The 17,770-nt window shown below is 72.0% G+C and carries 13 protein-coding genes; 10 read left to right on the top strand and 3 right to left on the bottom strand.

Going from position 1 to position 17,770, the window contains the following annotated elements; all coding sequences use genetic code 11:
• Window positions 1-123 precede the first annotated feature (123 nt).
• Both KZ813_RS06760 and KZ813_RS06755 read right to left on the bottom strand, forming a co-directional pair.
• Window positions 124-1,392 (bottom strand): dipeptidase, encoded by a 1,269-nt coding sequence (locus KZ813_RS06760; RefSeq protein ID WP_219754192.1) that lies wholly within the window; start codon window positions 1,390-1,392, stop codon window positions 124-126.
• Window positions 1,389-2,093: a helix-turn-helix domain-containing protein gene (locus tag KZ813_RS06755; protein ID WP_219754191.1), complete on the bottom strand. Its 705-nt coding sequence runs from the start codon at window positions 2,091-2,093 to the stop codon at window positions 1,389-1,391. Before KZ813_RS06755 ends, KZ813_RS06760 begins: the two co-directional genes overlap by 4 nt.
• A gap of 101 nt (window positions 2,094-2,194) precedes the next feature.
• On the opposite strand from KZ813_RS06755, the gene KZ813_RS06750 reads away from it, so the two are divergent.
• From KZ813_RS06750 to KZ813_RS06715, 8 genes are all read left to right on the top strand, one after another.
• Window positions 2,195-4,180, top strand: coding sequence for a serine hydrolase domain-containing protein (locus KZ813_RS06750; RefSeq protein ID WP_258046468.1), 1,986 nt, complete (start codon window positions 2,195-2,197; stop codon window positions 4,178-4,180).
• Window positions 4,180-5,169, top strand: coding sequence for a dipeptide epimerase (locus KZ813_RS06745; protein WP_219754189.1), 990 nt, complete (start codon window positions 4,180-4,182; stop codon window positions 5,167-5,169). Before KZ813_RS06750 ends, KZ813_RS06745 begins: the two co-directional genes overlap by 1 nt.
• Window positions 5,166-6,440 carry a peptide MFS transporter gene (locus KZ813_RS06740; protein WP_308461807.1) on the top strand — a complete coding sequence of 425 codons (1,275 nt, stop codon included), beginning with the start codon at window positions 5,166-5,168 and terminating at the stop codon, window positions 6,438-6,440. Before KZ813_RS06745 ends, KZ813_RS06740 begins: the two co-directional genes overlap by 4 nt.
• Window positions 6,441-6,506: 66 nt before the next feature.
• Window positions 6,507-8,816, top strand: a complete 2,310-nt coding sequence (locus tag KZ813_RS06735; RefSeq protein ID WP_219754188.1) for a TonB-dependent receptor — start codon at window positions 6,507-6,509, stop codon at window positions 8,814-8,816.
• 2 nt (window positions 8,817-8,818) lie between these two features.
• Window positions 8,819-9,862 carry an N-acetyltransferase DgcN family protein gene (locus KZ813_RS06730; protein WP_219754187.1) on the top strand — a complete coding sequence of 348 codons (1,044 nt, stop codon included), beginning with the start codon at window positions 8,819-8,821 and terminating at the stop codon, window positions 9,860-9,862.
• Window positions 9,850-10,968 (top strand): hypothetical protein, encoded by a 1,119-nt coding sequence (locus KZ813_RS06725; protein WP_219754186.1) that lies wholly within the window; start codon window positions 9,850-9,852, stop codon window positions 10,966-10,968. Before KZ813_RS06730 ends, KZ813_RS06725 begins: the two co-directional genes overlap by 13 nt.
• Entirely contained in the window at window positions 10,965-12,533 is a 1,569-nt protein-coding gene (locus KZ813_RS06720) for a serine hydrolase (protein WP_219754185.1), read from the top strand. The genes KZ813_RS06725 and KZ813_RS06720 overlap by 4 nt, the downstream gene beginning before the upstream one ends.
• A gap of 10 nt (window positions 12,534-12,543) precedes the next feature.
• The gene (locus KZ813_RS06715) at window positions 12,544-14,502 is read left to right on the top strand and encodes a serine hydrolase domain-containing protein (protein ID WP_219754184.1); all 1,959 of its coding nucleotides are present in this window, start codon (window positions 12,544-12,546) and stop codon (window positions 14,500-14,502) included.
• Here KZ813_RS06715 and KZ813_RS06710 read toward each other — a convergent pair.
• A complete protein-coding gene (locus tag KZ813_RS06710) occupies window positions 14,492-14,722 on the bottom strand; it encodes an ACT-like domain-containing protein (protein WP_219754183.1) in 231 nt (76 codons plus the stop codon). The two genes, KZ813_RS06715 and KZ813_RS06710, sit on opposite strands and share 11 nt — an antisense overlap.
• A 129-nt stretch (window positions 14,723-14,851) precedes the next feature.
• Here KZ813_RS06710 and KZ813_RS06705 point away from each other — a divergent pair, with 129 nt between their 5' ends.
• Both KZ813_RS06705 and KZ813_RS06700 read left to right on the top strand, forming a co-directional pair.
• Window positions 14,852-15,313 carry an Lrp/AsnC family transcriptional regulator gene (locus KZ813_RS06705; RefSeq protein ID WP_219754182.1) on the top strand — a complete coding sequence of 154 codons (462 nt, stop codon included), beginning with the start codon at window positions 14,852-14,854 and terminating at the stop codon, window positions 15,311-15,313.
• Window positions 15,314-15,336: 23 nt separating this feature from the next.
• On the top strand, window positions 15,337-17,064 hold the full coding sequence (locus KZ813_RS06700) for an N-acyl-D-amino-acid deacylase family protein (RefSeq protein WP_219754181.1): 1,728 nt from the start codon (window positions 15,337-15,339) through the stop codon (window positions 17,062-17,064).
• The last annotated feature ends 706 nt before the right edge of the window (window positions 17,065-17,770 follow it).

The following is a 17,770-nucleotide window of genomic DNA, read 5'->3' as shown; positions in this document are numbered from 1 at the left end:
CAGGACCATCCCACGCTTCCCGCTTGCGGTGCACCACTGCGCCGGTGCGATTTTCCACAGGGCTCCGGCACCGAGTTGAATGAGTGGTGGGAGTCGAGAGCGATCGAGTGACCGCTTCCGGGTCTACAGACCCTTGCGAGTGCGAACGTGGGCTGAAGCGGCCGACGGAGCAGCGCCCAGCTGTGCCTTGACCCGCTCGGCCGCCTCCATCACGCGCAGCACGTTGCCCCCGGCCAGCTTGGCGACGTCGGCGTCGGACCAGCCGCGCCGCATCAGCTCGGCGAGCAGCGCGGGGTAGGTCGAGACGTCGCCGAGGCCCGTCGGCAGCGTCGCGCCGACGCCGTCGAAGTCCGAGCCGAGCCCGACGTGATCGACGCCCGCCACCTCGGCGACATGGACGATATGGTCCGCCACCTGCGCCAGCGTCACGGTCGGGGCCGGGTGCGCGCGGAGCCAGGTCGCATAGTCCGCCGCGGCTCTCTCCGGCTGGCCGATGTCGAGCCCGTTGTATGGCGGCGAGTTGAGCCGCGCTTTCTCGGCCAGCGAGTCGGCGGACCAGCGGCGGTAGGCGTCGGCGACATAGCCCGGCGCATAGTCGACCATCACCACGCCGCCGTTGCGCGCCACCAGCCGCAGCACGTCGTCCGAGACGTTGCGCGGGTGGTCGTTGAGCGCGCGCGCGCCCGAGTGCGAGAAGATCACCGGCGCGCGCGTGACCGCCAGCGCGTCGCGCATCACCTTCTCGCTGACATGCGACAGGTCGACCAGCATGCCGAGGCGGTTGAGCTCGAGCACTACCTCACGCCCGAAGTCGGTGAGCCCGTCGTGGCGCGGGTCGTCGGTGGCGGAATCGGCCCAGTCGATCGTGCGCGAGTGGGTGAGGGTGAGATAGCCCGCACCCAGCGCGGCATAGGCGCGCAGCACCGAGAGGCTGCCGTCGATCTGGCCCCCGCCCTCCACCCCGATCAGGCAGGCGATCCGCCCCGCGGCGTGCGCGCGGCGCACGTCGGCGGCGGTGCGCGCCAGCGCGAATGTCTCCGGATAACGGTCGGCGAGCGAGTGGACGAGGTCGATCTGCTCGAGCGTCTGCTCCACCTGCTCCTTGCCGGGCAGGTCGGGAGACACCCACACCGACCAGAACTGCCCCCCGACCAGCCCGCGCCGCAGCCGCGTGATATCGGTATCGTAGGCGGGGTCGCTCGCGCCGAGGTCGCGCAGGTCCATCCTCCAGCGCTTCTCGCCCTCGCGCTCGCGGAGCGCCTCGGGCCAGTCGTTGTGACCGTCGATCAGCGGCGTCGCCTCGAGCACGCGCGCGACACGAGCGCCATAATTCTGCGCGGCGGCGGGGGGGGCGGCGAGCAGCGCCGCGGCGGCGAGCAGCGCGGCCCTCATCGGGTGCCCCCGCGGCGGCGCGGGGTTGCGGGCGGATCATTCTCATTCTCGGCACCCGCGCCGCGCTGGCCGTGGTGGAGCGTCAACAGCGATTCCATCAGTTCCTCCTCGGCGCTCGACATGACCGCGAGCACCTCGGCCTCCTCGCAGCCGGTGGCGGCGAGATAGGCGTGGCCCATGCTCGAGTCGATGTAGATCGCCTGGCCCGGCTCGAGCGTGACCGGATCGTAGAATTCGGTCTGCACCTCCACCCGCCCGCTCAGCACGTAGAGGAACTCCTCGCCGGAGTGGCGCACCAGCTCGCCGAACTGCTCGGCCGAGCGCGCGCGGATCTTGGTGACGACCGGGATCATGCGCTTTCGCCGCAGCTCGGTGCAGAGATAGTAATAGTCGTAGTTGGGCGTCTCCACCCGCACCGACTGCGCCACGTCGCCGAGGCTGCGCCGCGCGGTGACGGGCTGCGCCGCCTCCTCGCTCTCCTCCGCGAACAGGTCGGTCATGCGCATGCCGAGCCGCCGCGCCAACGCCTGCAGCTTGTCATAGGTCAGCGTCAGCCGATCGTGCTCGATCTTCGACAGCGTCGAGACCGGGATCCCGGATTTGGCGCTCATCTCCTTGAGCGTCCAGCCCTCCCGCGCGCGAAGCCCCTTGAGGAGCGCGCCCAGGGTCGGGGGCGATGTCGGCACGGCGGCGTCCTCCATGAGGCCATTGACGAAGCGCCTAAACAGGATAACGTTGTCCTGATTAGGATCATACCTGAGAATAACGACAAGCGGAGGCGGCGGCAATGGGGACGGGACGGATGCTCGCGTGGCTGTCGGCGGCGCTCGGCGCCGCGGCGATCGCGGCGCTGGCGCCAGCACAGGCGCCGGTGCGGCCGGGCGCGCCGACCGTGGCGCAGCCGGCCGCGCCCGCGGTGCCGGTGGCGCCCGCGCCCGGCCGCGCGCTCACCGGCGAGGACGTCACCGCCTGGCTCGACGGCTACATGCCCTATGCGCTGCACAGCGGCGACATCGCGGGCGCGGTGGTGACGGTGGTGCGCGACGGCCAGGTGATCGCCGCGCGCGGCTACGGCTATGCCGACGTGGCGAAGCGCCGCCCGGTCGACCCGAACCTCACCCTGTTCCGCCCCGGCTCGGTGTCCAAGCTCGTCACCTGGACCGCGGTGATGCAGCAGGTCGAGGCGGGCAGGCTCAACCTCGACGCCGACGTCAACCGCTACCTCGATTTCGTCATCCCGGCCTATCGCGGCCAGCCGATCACGCTGCGCCAGATCATGACCCACACCGCCGGGTTCGAGGAAGCGAACAAGAAACTGATCACCTATGACGCGCGCGACGTCGAGCCGATCGGCGCCTATCTCAAGCGCCATGTCCCCGCGCGAGTGTACGCGCCGGGCACGACCCCGGCCTATTCCAACTGGGCGACGACGCTGGCGGGCTACATCGTCGAGCGGGTGAGCGGCATGGCGTTCGACGACTATGTCGAGCAGCGCATCTTCCGCCCGCTCGACATGCGGACCGCCAGCTTCCGCCAGCCACTGCCGCCGCGCCTGCGCGGGTTGATGGCGCAGGGCTATCCGCTCGGCTCGGGCGATCCCAAGCCGTTCGAGATCGTCGTGCCCGGCCCGGCGGGGTCGCTCTCCGCCTCGGGGCTCGACATGGCCAAGTTCATGATCGCGCACCTCGATGGCGGGCGCGGCGTGCTGCGCCCCGGGACCGCGGCGCTGATGCACGACAGCCCGCTCGCCGAGGTGAACCCGCGCTCGCTGATCCCGCCGCTCAACCGCATGGAGCTGGGCTTCTTCGAGACCAACATCAACGGCCGCCGCGTGATCGCGCACCTGGGCGACACCAACCAGATGCACACCTCGCTCCACCTCTTCCTCGCGGAGCGCACCGGGTTGTACGTCTCGTTCAACTCGGCCGGGCGCGACGGGGCGGCGCATGTCGTGCGCGGGCAGCTGTTCCAGGATTTCGCCGACCGCTACTTCCCCGGCGCGACGCTGCCGGCCGGCCGCGTCGACGCGGCCACTGCGCGCCAGCACGCCGCGGCGCTGGCCGGGCACTGGCAGGTCAGCCGCTCGTCGTTCACCAACTTCGTCGACATCGCCAACCTCTTCGGCCAGGCCGAGGTGGGGGCGGACGCGCAGGGCCGGCTCGTCATCCCCTCGATCAAGGGCGCCAACGGGGTGCCGGTGCGCTGGGTCGAGGTCGCGCCCTATGTCTGGCGCGATCCCGCGGGACACGATCGGCTCGCGGCGCAGCTGGTCGACGGACAGCCGGTGCGATGGAGCTTCGACCTCGTCTCGCCCTTCATGGTGTGGGACCGCGTGCCGGCCCATCGGAACGCCGCCTGGCTGCTGCCCGCGCTCTACGCCAGCCTCGCGGTGCTGCTGCTGACCGTGCTGTTCTGGCCGGCGGCCTGGTACCTGCGGCGCCGCTACCAGGCCGCCGCGCCGCTCGCCGGGGTACCGCTGCGCGCGGCGCGCGCGGCGCGGGTGATGGCGCTGGCGGTGCTGCTGGTGCTGGGCGGCTGGTTCTGGCTGATCTCGGTGCTGTTCGGCGACAGCGCCCCCGGCGACGCCGCGCTGACGCTGCTGCAGCTCGCGAGCATCGTCGTGTTCGTCGGCGCGGTCGGCGTCGCGGGGTGGAACGCCTGGGTGACGTGGCGCAGTGAGCGGCCGTGGACGCGCAAGCTGTGGGCGGTGCTGCTGCTGCTGGCTACCCTGGTGGTGCTGTGGGTCGCGGTGGCCTTCCACCTGCTCGCGCTGACGGTGTTCTACTGATGCTGCGGCTCGACACCGAGACCGCGACGCTGCGGCTGGCGCAGCCCTTCCGCATCGCCGGCTATGTCTTCGAGACCGCCGAGGTGCTGGTCGTGACGCTCGACGACGGCGCGCATCGGGGGCGCGGCGAGGGCGCCGGCTCCTATTACCTCGGCGATGATCTCGCCAAGATGCTGGCCGACGTCGAGGCGGCGCGTGCGGCGATCGAGGCGGGGCCGACGCGCGAGCGGCTGCGCGCGCTCATGCCCGCGGGCGGCGCGCGCAACGCGGTCGACGCCGCGCTGTGGGAGCTGGAGGCGCGGCGCGGCGGCACGCCGGTGTGGCGGCTCGCCGGGCTGGTCGAGCCGCCGCGCCCGATCGTCACCACCTTCACGGTCAGCGCGGACACGCCCGAGGCGATGGCGGCGGTGGCGCGCGGCTACGCGCGGGCGCGCTCGATCAAGGTGAAGCTGACCGGCGAGCTGGCGCTGGATCTCGCGCGCGTCGCCGCGATCCGCGCGGCGCGGCCCGACGTGTGGCTCGGCGTTGACGGCAACCAGGGCTTCGCGCGCGACGAGCTCGACGCGCTGGTCGCGGGCCTGCTGCCACACCGCGTGTCGCTGCTCGAGCAGCCGCTCGCGCGCGGCGCCGAGGCCGCGCTCGACGGCTATCGCTCCGCCATCGCGATCGCCGGGGACGAGAGCCTGCTGACGCTCGACGACGTCGCCGACGCGGTCGGGCGGTTCGACGTGGTCAACATCAAGCTCGACAAGTGCGGCGGGCTCACCGAGGGACTGCTGATGGCGGCCGAGGCGCGCCGGCGCGGGCTGGGCGTGATGGTGGGGACGATGATCGGCACCAGCCTCGCCACCGCACCGGGCTTCGTGCTGGGTCAGATCGCCGACCTGGTCGACCTCGACGGCCCGACCTTCCTCGCGGAGGACCGTGTGCCGAGCGTCCGCTACGACGACGGCCTGCTCCACGCCGGGCCCGAGGTGTGGGGCGGGTGAGCGCGCCCGTGCCGCCGGCACCGACCTGGTTCGGTCAGCCGCGCGGGCTGACCGTGCTGTTCCTCACCAACATGTGGGAGCAGTTTTCCTATTACGGGATGCGCGCGCTGCTGGTCTATTACATGACCAAGCAGCTGATGCTGGGGCAGGCGCAGGCCTCGCTGATCTACGGCGCCTACACCGCCTGCGCCTATTTCACGCCGATCCTGGGCGGGGTGATCGCCGACCGGCTGCTCGGCAAGCGGCGGGCGATCGTGCTGGGCGGCGCGATCATGGCGCTGGGCCATTTCATGATGGCGTTCGAGCCGCTCTTCTACGTCGCGCTGGTGACGATCGCGCTGGGCAACGGGCTGTTCCTGCCGAGCCTGCCGAGCCAGATCGACGACCTCTACGAACCCGGCGACCCGCGCGTCGGCTGGGCGTACAACGTCTATTACGTCGGGGTGAATATCGGCGGCTTCCTCGCGCCGCTGCTGTGCGGGACGCTGGGGGAGCTGTACGGCTGGCATTACGGCTTCGGCGCGGCCGGTATCGGCATGGTGGCGGGGCTGGGCATCTACCTGTGGGGGCAGCGCTACCTGCCCGCCGCCGCGCAGGCCGCGCCGGTGCGCCGCGCCGGGCCGCGCGGCCGCTTCACGCGCGAGGTGGCGCTGCTGCTGGTGGCGGTCGCGCTGGGCGTCACCGTCTTCCGCGCCGCCTATGAGCAGGTCGGCAACACCGTCGCGCTCTGGGCCGACACCGGGGTCGACCGCCGCGCCGGCGGCGCGATCGTGCCGATGACCTGGTTCCAGTCGCTCAACCCCTTGTTCGTGATGGCGCTGACCCCGCCGCTGCTGGCGCGCTGGCGGCGTCGCACCGAGCGCGGCGGCGCGGAGCGGCCGGTGCGGCGCATGGCGGTGGGCGCGCTGATCGTCGCCGGCGCCTATCTCCTGCTCGCGGCGCTGGCGGCGCGCGGCGGCGCCTCACACTGGCTGTGGCTCGCGCTGTTCTTCGCATTGCTGACCGTCGGCGAGCTGCACATTCTGCCGACCGGCCTGGGGCTGTTCGCGCGGCTCGCGCCCGCGGGGCTGGGCGCGACCACCGTGGCGGCCTGGTACCTCGCCACGTTCGCGGGCAGCCTCGCCGCCGGGCTGGTCGGCACCGCCTGGACCGCGCTGGGACACGGCGCCTTCTTCGTCCTGCTCGCCGGACTGGCCGCGCTCGCCGCGGCGCTGCTGGCGGCGATCGACCCGGCGTCGATCGCGGTGATCGGTACAGGCGAACGGCGCTGATTATAGATTGACTATTCTCTGATCAGGACACTAGCATCCTATTCAGCAACATCGAGGGGGGTATCGATGAGGGACATTCGTCGTAGCGCGTCGGTCGCGAGCGCGCTGGCGCTCTTCCTCGGCGGGCCCGCGGCCGCGCAGCAGGCGGCTCCCGAGGCCGCGCCGCCCGAGCGCGAGGCCGCGCAGGTCGGCGACATCGTCGTCACCGCGCAGAAGCGCGAGCAGCTGCTGTCCGACGTGCCGCAGTCGATGTCGGTGCTGGGCGGCGAGGCGCTCGAGCAGCGTCAGGCGCGCACCATCGCCGACTATGCCGCGCTGGTCCCAGGCCTGTCGTTCGAGTCGGGCAATCCCGGCCAGACCCGCGTCGTGCTGCGCGGCATCAACGCCGGCGGTGCGAGCCCGACCGTCGCGGTCTATCTGGACGACACGCCGTTCGGCTCGAGCACGGGGCAGACCAACGGCGCGACGCTGGCGGGCGATTTCGACACGTTCGACATCGAGCGGCTGGAGGTGCTGCGCGGGCCGCAGGGCACGCTGTACGGCGCCAACTCGCTGGGCGGCGTGGTCAAATATGTCACCGTCGCGCCCAAGCTGGGCGCGTGGGAGGCGCGCGGGCAGGGCGGCGCCGAGACGGTGCGCGACGGCGGCACCGGATATTACGGCAATGCGGTGGTCAACGTGCCGCTCGGCGACGCGGTGGCGCTGCGCGCGAGCGGCTTCTACCGCCGCACCGCGGGGTATATCGACGCGATCGGCATCGCCGACCGTGACGTCAACCGCGCGCGCAGCTACGGCGGCCGCGCCTCGCTGCTGCTCAAGCCGAGCGAGCGGCTCTCGCTGCGACTCACCGCGGTGCTGCAGAACATCGACGTCGACTCGCGCAACGCTTTCGACGCCGACGCGGCGACGCTGCGCCCGATCACCGCCGACCCGTTCACCGGCGCGAGCACCCGCGGGCGCGAGGTGCGGTACCAGCTGTTCCCCGATCGCAACGAGGTGAGCTACCGCCTGTATACCGGCACGCTCGACTATGACCTCGGCTTCGCCGACTTCACCTCGGTGACCAGCTACAGCCGGCAGGTCGCGACCGATCGTAGCGACGTGTCGTACAATATCGTCGCGCCAGATCTGACGCTGGCGCAACTGGCGTCCGCCAGCGTCTACGGCGTCGCGCCCGACGCCTACGGCATCTATTATCCCAATCGCTCGACGCAGAAGAAATTCACCCAGGAGCTGCGGCTGGCCTCCCACGGCTCCGTCACGCTGGAGTGGCTGATCGGCGGCTATTACACGCGCGAGCCGGGGCAGCTCTACCAGCGCTATTACCCGTTCGACACCGCGACCGGCCGCCCGATCACCCCGGTGCCGGTGATCCCAGGCTTCAACGGCCTGGTGCTGGCGCAGCTCGACTCGACCTACAAGGAATATGCCGGGTTCGGCAGCGCGACCCTGCATCTCAGCGACACGTTCGACCTCACCGCGGGCGGGCGTTACAGCCACAACGACCAGCGTACCACGCAGACGCTCGACGGCGCGCTGTTCGGCGGCCCGTCGCAGAACCGCGCGACCTCGAAGGAGGGCGTGTTCACCTGGTCGGTGTCGCCGCGCTACGCGTTCGCGCCGCACAGCGAGGTCTACGCGCGCGTCGCCAAGGGGTACCGCCCGGGCGGCCCCAATGTCGTGCCCCCCGGTGCCGGCCCCGACTATCCAACCCAGACCGACGCCGACACGCTGATGAGCTATGAGGCGGGCGTCCGCGCCGAGACCGCCGACCGCAGCTTCGGCATCGACCTGTCGGGCTATTATCTCGACTGGGACAAGACGCTGATCGTCGCGACCTTCCAGACCGACGCCGGGCCGATCTCGGCCGACGCCAACGGGCAGGGCGCCCGCAGCTACGGCGTCGAGGCGACCGCGACGCTGCGCCCGACACGCGGCTTCACCGTCACCACCACCGTCGCCTACAACCACACGCGGCTGCGCGGCGACACTTCCAACGGTGGCCGCGACGGCGACCAGCTGCCGTTCGCGCCGACCTGGAACGCCAACGTCTCGGCCGAATATAGCTGGGACTGGGACGGCGCGCGGCCCTATGTCGGCGCCGACGTCTCGACCGTGAGCGACCGGCTCGGCAATTTCGACGCGGCCTACCGCGACCTGTTCGGCCGGCGCATCACCTTCGACGGCTATACCACCGCCAGCCTGCGCGCGGGCGTGTCGCTGGGGCGGTTCGACCTCTCGGTCTACGCGCGCAACGTCGCCGACTCGCGCGGGCTGATCTCGGCCGGCACCTATCCGACCCGCCCCAACGGCGCGATCGAGGTGAGCCCGATCCAGCCGCGCACGATCGGCGCGACACTGGGCGTCGGGTTCTGAGCGTGCGCGACGCACCCGCTCCTCCTCCGCGCGCGGTGCACGCGCTGGCGGCGCCATACCTGCTGTTCCTCGGCGACGCGACCGAGCCCGGCTTCGCCAAGACCGCGCTCGGGCTGCGCGACTGGGCGGCGGACAAGTGCCTCGCCGAGCACGCGCTGCCCGCCGCGACCGTGTCCACCGGGCTGCCGCGGATGGCTCCCGCGATCGCCGCGGCGGCGGGGGCGCGATCGATGGTGATCGGAGTCGCCAACCAGGGCGGCGTGATCCCCGCCGCGTGGATGCCCGAGCTGCTCGCCGCGGTGGAGGCGGGGCTCGACCTCGTCGCCGGGCTCCACACGCGGCTCGGCGACATCCCCGCGCTGCGTGAGGCGGCGGCGCGCGCGGGCACGCGGCTGGTCGACGTGCGCGAGCCGCCCCCCGCGCTGCCGATCGCGAGCGGCGCGCGGCGGAGCGGGCGGCGGCTGCTCACCGTCGGCACCGACTGCGCGCTCGGCAAGAAATACACGGCGCTCGCGATCGCGCGCGGGCTCAAGGCGCGCGGGCAGGAGGCGACCTTCCGCGCGAGCGGGCAGACCGGCATCATGATCGCGGGCGAGGGGATCGCGATCGACGCGGTGGTCGCCGACTTCGCCGCCGGCGCCGCCGAGCTGCTCAGCCCCGCCAACGCGCCGCGCCATCTCGACGTGATCGAGGGCCAGGGCTCGCTGTTCCATCCCTCCTACGCCGCGGTGTCGCTGGCGCTGCTCCACGGCAGCCAGCCCGACCTGTTCGTCGTCTGCCACCAGCCGACGCGCGCGCAGATCCTCGGCACGCCGGGCTACCGTGTGCCGTCGATCGCGGCGGTGATCGAGCAGACGATCGCGGTCGGGCGGCTGACCAACCCCGCGATCCGCTGCGTCGGCGTCAGCCTCAACACCGCGGGCATGGCGGAGGAGGAGGCCGCGGCGGAGATCGCGCGCACGACCGCGCGGCTCGGTATGCCGGCGGCCGACCCGATCCGCGGCGGCGACACCTTCGCGCGGCTGCTCGACGCATGCGCGGCCTGAGCCCCGTCGCGGCCGACCGCTTCCGGCGGTACGTGCTGCCCGGGCTCGCGTTCAAGGCGGTGGTGATCGGCGGCGGCTACGCCACCGGGCGCGAGCTCGCCGAGTTCTTCCTGCCCGCCGGCGCCTGGGGCGGCGTGCTCGCGATGGCGCTGGCGACGGCGGTGTGGGGCGTCGTCGCCGCAGCGACGTTCCGGCTCGCGCACGCGGTCGGCGCGCGCGACTATCGCACCTTCTTCCAGGCGCTGCTGGGGCGCTACTGGGTGCTGTTCGAGGGTGCCTACGCGCTGTTCGTCGTGGTCGTGCTCGCGGTGTTCGGCGCCGCGGCGGGCGAGATCGGCGCCGCCACGCTGGGGCTCTCCCCGCTGGCCGGGACGCTGGCGCTGCTCGCCGGCATCACCGCCTGCGTAGCCTGGGGGAACGCCGGGGTGGAGCGCGTCTTTCTCTGGGTCTCGGTGCTGCTCTACGCCACCTATGCGCTGTTCCTGCTGCTCGCGCTGACGAGTGTCGGCGGCCGGATCGCCGACGCCTTCGCCGCGGCGGGGCCGCCGTCGCCGGGCTGGGCGTTCGGCGGGCTGACGTATGCGGGCTACAATGTCGTCGGCGCGGTGATCGTGCTGCCGGTGACCCGCCACTTCCGCTCCGGTCGCGACGCGGTGATCGCGGGCGCGCTGGCGGCACCATTGGCGATGCTGCCCGCGCTGCTGTTCTTCGTCACCATGGCGGCGTTCCTGCCCGACATCGCGGGGGCGGTGCTGCCGTCGGACTATATCCTCACGCGGCTCGGCCACCCGCTGTTCCATCTCGGCTTCCAGCTGATGATCTTCGCCGCGCTGCTGGAGAGCGGCACCGGCGCGGTACACGCGGTGAACGAGCGGGTCGCGCGCGCGAGCGGACGCGACACGCTCTCGCCCGCGGCGCGCGCGCTGCTCGCGCTGGCCCTGCTGGCGCCGTGCATGCTGCTGGCCGAGCGCGTCGGCTTGGTCGGGCTGATCGCGGGCGGCTACCGTCTGCTCGCCGCTCTGCTGATCCTGATCTACGTCGTGCCGCTGCTGCTGTTCACGCTGGTGGGCCGCGGCGAGTCGGCCGAGCCGGAGCCGACCGCATGAGATACGCCGCGCCCCTCCTGCTCGCGACGCTGCTCGCCGCCCCCGCGTCCGCCGCGCCGCCGAAGGGCTTCGACGCGCGCGTGGAGCAGGTGATGCGTGGCTCGGGCACGCCGGGCATGGCGATCGCGATCGTCGAGGACGGGAGGGTCACGCTCGCCAAGGGCTATGGCGTGCGGCGCCAGGGCGCGCCCGAGCGCGTCGACGCGGACACCGCCTTCCTGATCGGCTCGACCGCCAAGGCGATGACCGCCGCCGCGCTCGCGACGCTGGTCGACGCCGGCAAGCTCGGCTGGGACGACCGCGTCGTCGACCATCTCCCCGGCTTCCAGATGTACGATGCCTGGGTGACGCGCGAGATGACCGTGCGCGACCTGCTGGTGCATCGCAGCGGACTCGGGCTGGGCGCGGGCGACCTGCTCTACGTGCCGCGCGGCAGCTACGCGCGCGCCGAGATCGTGCGGCGGCTGCGCTATATCGCCCCCGCGACCAGCTTCCGCAGCGGCTATGCCTATGACAACGTCCTCTACACCGCCGCCGGGCAGCTGATCGAGGCGGTGAGCGGGCGGACGTGGGAGGAGTATGTCCGCGCGCACGTGCTTCGACCCGCGGGCATGGCGGGCGCGACCGGCGAGCTGACGACGTTCTGGGCGCTGCAGAACCGCGCGCTGCCGCACGCGCGCTTCGGCGGCGCGGTGCGCGGCACCGGCGCGATGCGCGGGCTCGACGAGCACGACCAGCTGCCCCAGGCCGCAGCCCCCGCCGGGCTGATCGCGGCGAGCGCGACCGACATGGCGCGCTGGCTCCAGGTGCAGCTGGGCGGTGGCGTCGCGGCGGACGGCACGCGCGTCTTCTCCGCCGCGGCGGGGCGCGAGATGTGGGCGCCGGTGACGCCGATCCCGATCACCCCGCTGCCCGAGCCGGTCGCGGCGACCACGCCAGCCTTCGACGCCTATGCGCTCGGCTGGGAGGTGCGCGACTATCGCGGCGAGCGGATCGTGTGGCACGCCGGCGGGCTGTTCGGCATGACCTCGGTGGTGGTGCTGATCCCGGCGCGTCACGTCGGCTTCGCGATCGAGCTCAACAGCGAGGAGGCGGCGCCGCGGCACGGGCTGATGTGGGAGCTGATCGACCATTATCTCGGGGAGAAGCGGCAGGACTGGCCGGCGCGCTTCGCGCAGTATCGCGCGCAGCGGATCGCCGCGGCCGAGGCGGCGGTGCGTGCGTCGGCGGCGACGCCCGCCGAGGTCGGGCCGTCGCTGCCGCTGGCGCGCTACGCCGGGCGCTACGTGGACCGCTGGTACGGCGCGATCGAGGTCGGCGGCGACGCGTCCGGGCTGACGGTGCGCTTCGTGCCGACGCCGCGCATGGCGGGGCGGCTCGAGCACTATCAGTATGACACGTTCGTCGCTCGCTTCGACGACCCCGCGATCGAGCCGGCCTATCTCACCTTCGCGCTCGACGCCGCCGGCAAGGTGGCACGGATCACGGCGCGGCCGGTCTCGCCGATCGCCGATTTCAGCTTCGACTATGGCGACCTGCTGTTCGAGCCCGAGCCCGCGAGGTGAGAGGATGACGATGAAGACGCTCCTGCTGGCGCTCCTCCCTGCGCTGCTCGTCGCCGCGACGCCGGCGGCGCACCCGCCGGTCGCGCCGCCCGCGACGCCCGCCGCGGCAGCGCCCGCGCCCCCCGCCACGCCGGCGGTAACGCCGCCGCTCACCGCCGCCGACGTCGGCGCCTGGCTCGACGGCTATATGCCCGCCGCGCTCCAGGCCGGGAAGATCGCGGGCGCGCAGGTCGCGGTGGTCAAGGACGGTGCCGTCCTGTTCGAGAAGGGCTATGGCTATGCCGACGTGGCGGCCAAGACGCCGATGGACCCGCGCCGCTCGCTGATGCGGATCGGCTCGACCTCCAAGCTGCTCACCTGGACCGCGGTGATGCAGCTGGTGGAGGCGGGCAAGATCGACCTGAACGCCGACGTCAACCGCTACTTCGACTTCCGCATCACCCCGCCGGGGCGCGCGGTGACGATCAACGACCTGATGCGGCACCGCGGCGGCTTCGAGGAGGGACTCAAGGACCTGCTCGCCAGCGATCCCAGATTGCTCAAGACCACCGAGCGCTACCTCAAGGAGAACACGCGCCCGTTCCTGTTCGCGCCGGGCGAGGCGCCGGCCTATTCCAACTACGGCGTCGCGTTGGCGGGCTATATCGTCCAGCGCGTCTCGGGCGAGCCGTTCGAGGCCTATGTCGCGCGCCACATCACCGGGCCGCTGGGGATGGCGCACACCACCTTCGTCCAGCCGCTGCCGCCCGCGCTCGCGCCGTTCGCCGCCAAGGGGTACGACACCAGCGACGGGCCGCCGCACGCCTATGAGCTGGTCGGTACCGCGCCGGCGGGCAGCGTCGCCGCGACCGCGGACGACATGGCGCGCTTCATGCTCGCACACCTGGGCGGCGGGAGCTACGGCGGCGCGCAGATCCTGCGCCCCGAGACGGTGGCCTTCATGCACCGCCCGCCGACGGCGCCCGCCGCGGGCTTCGACACGATGGCGCACGGCTTCTTCTGGATGCAGCGCAACGGCACGACGGTGATCGGGCATGGCGGCGACACGATCGTCTTCCACACCGACCTGGCGCTGCTGCCCGAGAAGAACGTCGGCCTGTTCATGAGCTTCAGCAGCCGCGGCGAGCGCGACGCGGTCTATGGCGCGCGCGAGCGGCTGTTCGACCTGTTCATGGACCGCTATTTCCCCGCGCGCGCCGCGCCGCTGCCGCCCGCGATCGCGAGCGCCGCGGCGGACGCGCGCGCGCTGGCGGGCCATTACGAGAGCACGCGCCGCGTCGAGACCGGCTTCATCAGCCTGTTCTACCTGCTCCAGCAGGACGTGGTGAGCGCCCACGACGACGGCACGATCAGCGTCTCCTCGATCGAGGGCAAGCGCTTCCGCGAGATCGCGCCCGGGCTGTGGCGCGCGGTCGACGGCACGCGGCTGCTGCGCGTGGCGGAGCTGCACGGCCGGCGCACCCTCGTCGACAGCCAGAACCCCGTGGGTCTGCTCCAGGCGGTGCCCGCGGCGCGCGACGCGACCATGTTCCAGTCGGTCGCTGGCCTGTCGCTGCTGGTGCTGCTGCTCACCGCGGTCGCCTGGCCCACGGGTTGGTGGATCCGCCGCCGCTATGCCGCGCCGCCGGTGGCGTCCGGGCGCGCGGCGCGCGCGCGGCTGCTGGTGCGCATCGCCGCCGTGGCCGACCTCGCCTATGCCGCGGGCTGGTACACCGTCGTCGCGCCGATCCTGGCACAGAAGGTCGACGCCTATAACGCGACGCTCGACGGCACGATCCGGCTGCTCCAGGTCGCCGCGGTGATCCCGGTCGCGGCGGCGCTGATCGGCGTATGGAACCTGGCGGAGGCGGTGCGCGGGCGGTTCGGCTGGGGCGTGCGGCTGCGCGCCGCGCTGGTGGCGCTGGCGTTCCTCGGCTTCCTGTGGGTCGCCGCCACAGCGCATCTGATCGGCTGGAGCCTCAACTACTGAGCGTGGCACTCTCCACCAGCACCAGCGCGCGCATCTTGGCGAGCAGCAGCTCGGCGACGCCGTCCTCCAGCCCGCTCACCGCGACGCCGATGCGGTACGTGTCGCCGTCGCGCTCGACCGTTGCCGCGTCGAACGCGATCGAGCGCAGCGCGAGCAGGTCGAGGACGCGCAGCGGCAGGTCGGGCGAGGCATCGCCGGCGACGAGGAAGTGGACGGTCATGCGGAAGGGCCTCGATCGGATCGTTGACCCGCAGGGTGGCAGCGCCGCCGCGGAAAAGGTCTCCTCATCCGCGGTGCGAGCGCTACGCTCAGGCATGGATCACCCGAGATACGCCGGATCGCGGCACGAATGACCCAACTCGACGAGTATGAGCGGCGCATCCTGCGCGAACTGCAGCGCGACGGGCAGCAGACCGTCGCCGAGCTCGCCGCCAAGGTCGGCCTGTCCGCCTCGCCGTGCTGGCGCCGCATCGACCGGCTCGAGCGCGAGGGCGTGATCCGCGGCCGCGTCGCGCTGGTGGACCGGCGCAAGGTCGGTCTCAGCGCGCATATCTTCGCGCAGGTGCGGCTCAACGCGCACGGCCGCGCCAACCTCGACGAGTTCGCCGCGGCGATCCGCGGCTTCCCCGAGGTGCTGGATGCCTACGTACTGATGGGCACGACCGACTTCATGCTGCGCATCGTCGCGCGCGACATCGACGCCTATGAGCGATTCTTCTTCGACAAGCTGAGCCGCCTGCCCGGCGTGCAGGAGATCACCTCCACCGTCGCCTTGTCAGAGATCAAATCCACGTCCGAGCTGCCGATCTGACCCGACCGACCCGAGGAGCCGCCATGAAGCGCCTGTCATCGCTCGCCGCCCTGTTGCTCGCGCCGCTGCCGCTCGCGGGCGCGGCATCGCCGCCGCGCTACGACGTCGTGATCCGCGGCGGCACGATCTACGACGGCACGGGCGGCGCGCCCTTCGTCGGCGACGTCGCGATCGCCGGCGACCGGATCGCGGCGGTCGCGCCGCACGTCGCGGGGCGCGGCGCGACCGAGCGGGACGCGCGCGGCAAGGCGGTGTCGCCGGGCTTCGTCAACATGCTCGCGCACCCGGAGGAGAGCCTGCTGGTCGACGGTCGGGCCCTGTCCGACCTGGCACAGGGCGTCACGCTCGAGGTGATGGGCGAGTTCTCGATGGGGCCGCTCAGCGCGACGATGCGGCGCGACATGGTCAGGGAACAGGGCGACGTCCACTTCCCCGTCACCTGGACGACGCTCGGCGGCTATCTCGACGTGCTGTCGCGCCGCGCGATCGCACCCAATGTCGCCTCGTTCGTCGGCGCGGGTACGGTGCGTGAGGCGGTGCTGGGCGCCGACGACGTTCAGCCGACCTTGGTGCAGCTGGAGCGGATGCGCGGGCTGGTACGCGCGGCGATGGAGCAGGGCGCGCTCGGGCTGACGGACATGCTGATCTACACGCCCGCCACCTTCGCCAGGACACCCGAGCTGATCGCGCTGGCCAAGGTGTCGGCGGCATGTGGCGGCATGTACACCGTCCACATGCGCAGCGAGGGCGACCGGCTGGAGGAGGGCGTGGCGGAGACGATCGCGATTGCCGAGGCCTCGGGCGCGCCCGCCGAGATCTACCACTTCAAACAGGCCGGACGCGACAATTGGCCAAAGATCGACAGCGTCGTCGCGACGATCGACGCGGCGCGCGCGCGCGGCGTGCGCGTCTCCGCCAACATGTACACCTACACCGCGGGCGCGACCGGGCTCGACGCGGCGATGCCGCCCTGGGCACAGGCGGGCGGGCTCGACGCGTGGATCGCGCGGCTGAAGGATCCGGCGACGCGCGGCAAGGTCGCCGCGGCGATGCGCGAGCCGCACCCGGCGGACTGGGAGAACCTGCTCGCCGGCGCGGGGGCGGAGGGGACGCTGCTGCTCGGCTTCAAGAACCCGAGGCTCAAGCCGCTGGCCGGCAAGACGTTGGCCGCGGTGGCGCGTGAGCGTGGCACCTCGCCCGAGGAGACCGCGATGGACCTGGTGGTCGAGGACGGCTCGCGCGTCGGTATCGCCTATTTCCTCATGAGCGAGGACAACGTCCGCAAGGCGATCCGCCTGCCATGGATGAGCTTCGGGTCGGACGAGGCCGCGCCCGCGCCCGAGGGCGTGTTCCTGCGGACCAGGGATCATCCGCGCGCCTACGGCAATTTCGCGCGGCTGCTCGGCCATTATGTCCGTGACACGCACGACCTGACGCTCGCCGAGGCGGTGCGGCGGCTGACCAGTCTGCCGACCGATCATCTCGCGATCGCCGATCGCGGGCGGCTGCGCGCCGGGTTCTTCGCCGATGTGGTGGTATTCGACCCCGGCACGATCGCGGACCGCGCCACCTATGAGCGGCCGGCGCAGCTCGCGACTGGGGTGGCGGACGTGCTCGTCAATGGCCGCTTCGCGCTGCGCGACGGCAGACCGACCGGCGCCGCGACGGGGCGGGTGGTGCGCGGCCGGGCTTATAGGAAAGGGAAGTCGGGCGGATGTCGCGTCGCGGCGACGGACTGGCACTGGCGGTGAGGTGCGGAAGCAGAGATGAGCGGACGTCCGGAGTCGGGAAGCGGCTGGAATTTTCGGAATGGCCGTTCTTGGGACGGCGGCGCCCCGGCCGCGGTGCGCATCGTGAGTTTCACTATTGCTTGGGTGCTTCGGCGCAGTCGCTTACACCTCGTTGGCCAATGCGAGTGCGATCCTCGGCCACATCCGAACGGCAGCTAAGCCGCTCTTCTTCCCCGAAGCCGCCGGTCAGCTTCCCTCGCAGAACCAGGCTAGGGAACCGCTCCGCGAAGCGCCCAGCGGACTCGGTAGCGAGATGGACGAGGGGCCGGCATTGGGAGGCTGGCAGGGACCTTTGAATGACCGATAGTGGGTCGTTCCTAGCTAATGGCTTAGTCTCGAAGGCTTGCATCTATCTCGACCGGTCGCTCCGGATGACGTGAGGGTAAGGGATCGGTGGGTGCGGCCGCCCGGGCTATCCAGCGCCGAACGAAGAGAGGGGTCGCGCTTAATGGCAGGAGTGTACGGCAGATATGATGGGCCGCTACTGTGCCTCCGGTGTGCGTCGCGGCACTGCCGGTAAGGGTGCCAAGAAAGGGAGCAAGCAGCCGATGGAGCCGCCAAGCGATGGTTCATCCGCCGCCAGCCATGGCGAGCAGGAGCGCTCAGGCAGGAGCGCCATGGAGCAGGGCAAGCCCAGGTATCGGCGCCTGTGGAGCGGCGCTGACCA

Origin of the sequence: Sphingomonas folli (assembly GCF_019429525.1) — a bacterium.
GTDB lineage: Bacteria > Pseudomonadota > Alphaproteobacteria > Sphingomonadales > Sphingomonadaceae > Sphingomonas > Sphingomonas folii.
This window is presented reverse-complemented; position numbering and strand designations above follow the sequence as displayed.

What these genes read in the sequence shown, in the direction of transcription:
- KZ813_RS06720 (WP_219754185.1), top strand. Translation starts at nt 10,965, where the DNA reads ATGAGATACGCCGCGCCCCTCCTGCTCGCGACGCTGCTCGCCGCCCCC.
- KZ813_RS06755 (WP_219754191.1), bottom strand. Translation starts at nt 2,093, where the DNA reads ATGGAGGACGCCGCCGTGCCGACATCGCCCCCGACCCTGGGCGCGCTC.
- KZ813_RS06735 (WP_219754188.1), top strand. Translation starts at nt 6,507, where the DNA reads ATGAGGGACATTCGTCGTAGCGCGTCGGTCGCGAGCGCGCTGGCGCTC.
- KZ813_RS06700 (WP_219754181.1), top strand. Translation starts at nt 15,337, where the DNA reads ATGAAGCGCCTGTCATCGCTCGCCGCCCTGTTGCTCGCGCCGCTGCCG.
- KZ813_RS06725 (WP_219754186.1), top strand. Translation starts at nt 9,850, where the DNA reads ATGCGCGGCCTGAGCCCCGTCGCGGCCGACCGCTTCCGGCGGTACGTG.
- KZ813_RS06750 (WP_258046468.1), top strand. Translation starts at nt 2,195, where the DNA reads ATGCTCGCGTGGCTGTCGGCGGCGCTCGGCGCCGCGGCGATCGCGGCG.
- KZ813_RS06710 (WP_219754183.1), bottom strand. Translation starts at nt 14,722, where the DNA reads ATGACCGTCCACTTCCTCGTCGCCGGCGATGCCTCGCCCGACCTGCCG.
- KZ813_RS06745 (WP_219754189.1), top strand. Translation starts at nt 4,180, where the DNA reads ATGCTGCGGCTCGACACCGAGACCGCGACGCTGCGGCTGGCGCAGCCC.
- KZ813_RS06760 (WP_219754192.1), bottom strand. Translation starts at nt 1,392, where the DNA reads ATGAGGGCCGCGCTGCTCGCCGCCGCGGCGCTGCTCGCCGCCCCCCCC.
- KZ813_RS06705 (WP_219754182.1), top strand. Translation starts at nt 14,852, where the DNA reads ATGACCCAACTCGACGAGTATGAGCGGCGCATCCTGCGCGAACTGCAG.
- KZ813_RS06715 (WP_219754184.1), top strand. Translation starts at nt 12,544, where the DNA reads ATGAAGACGCTCCTGCTGGCGCTCCTCCCTGCGCTGCTCGTCGCCGCG.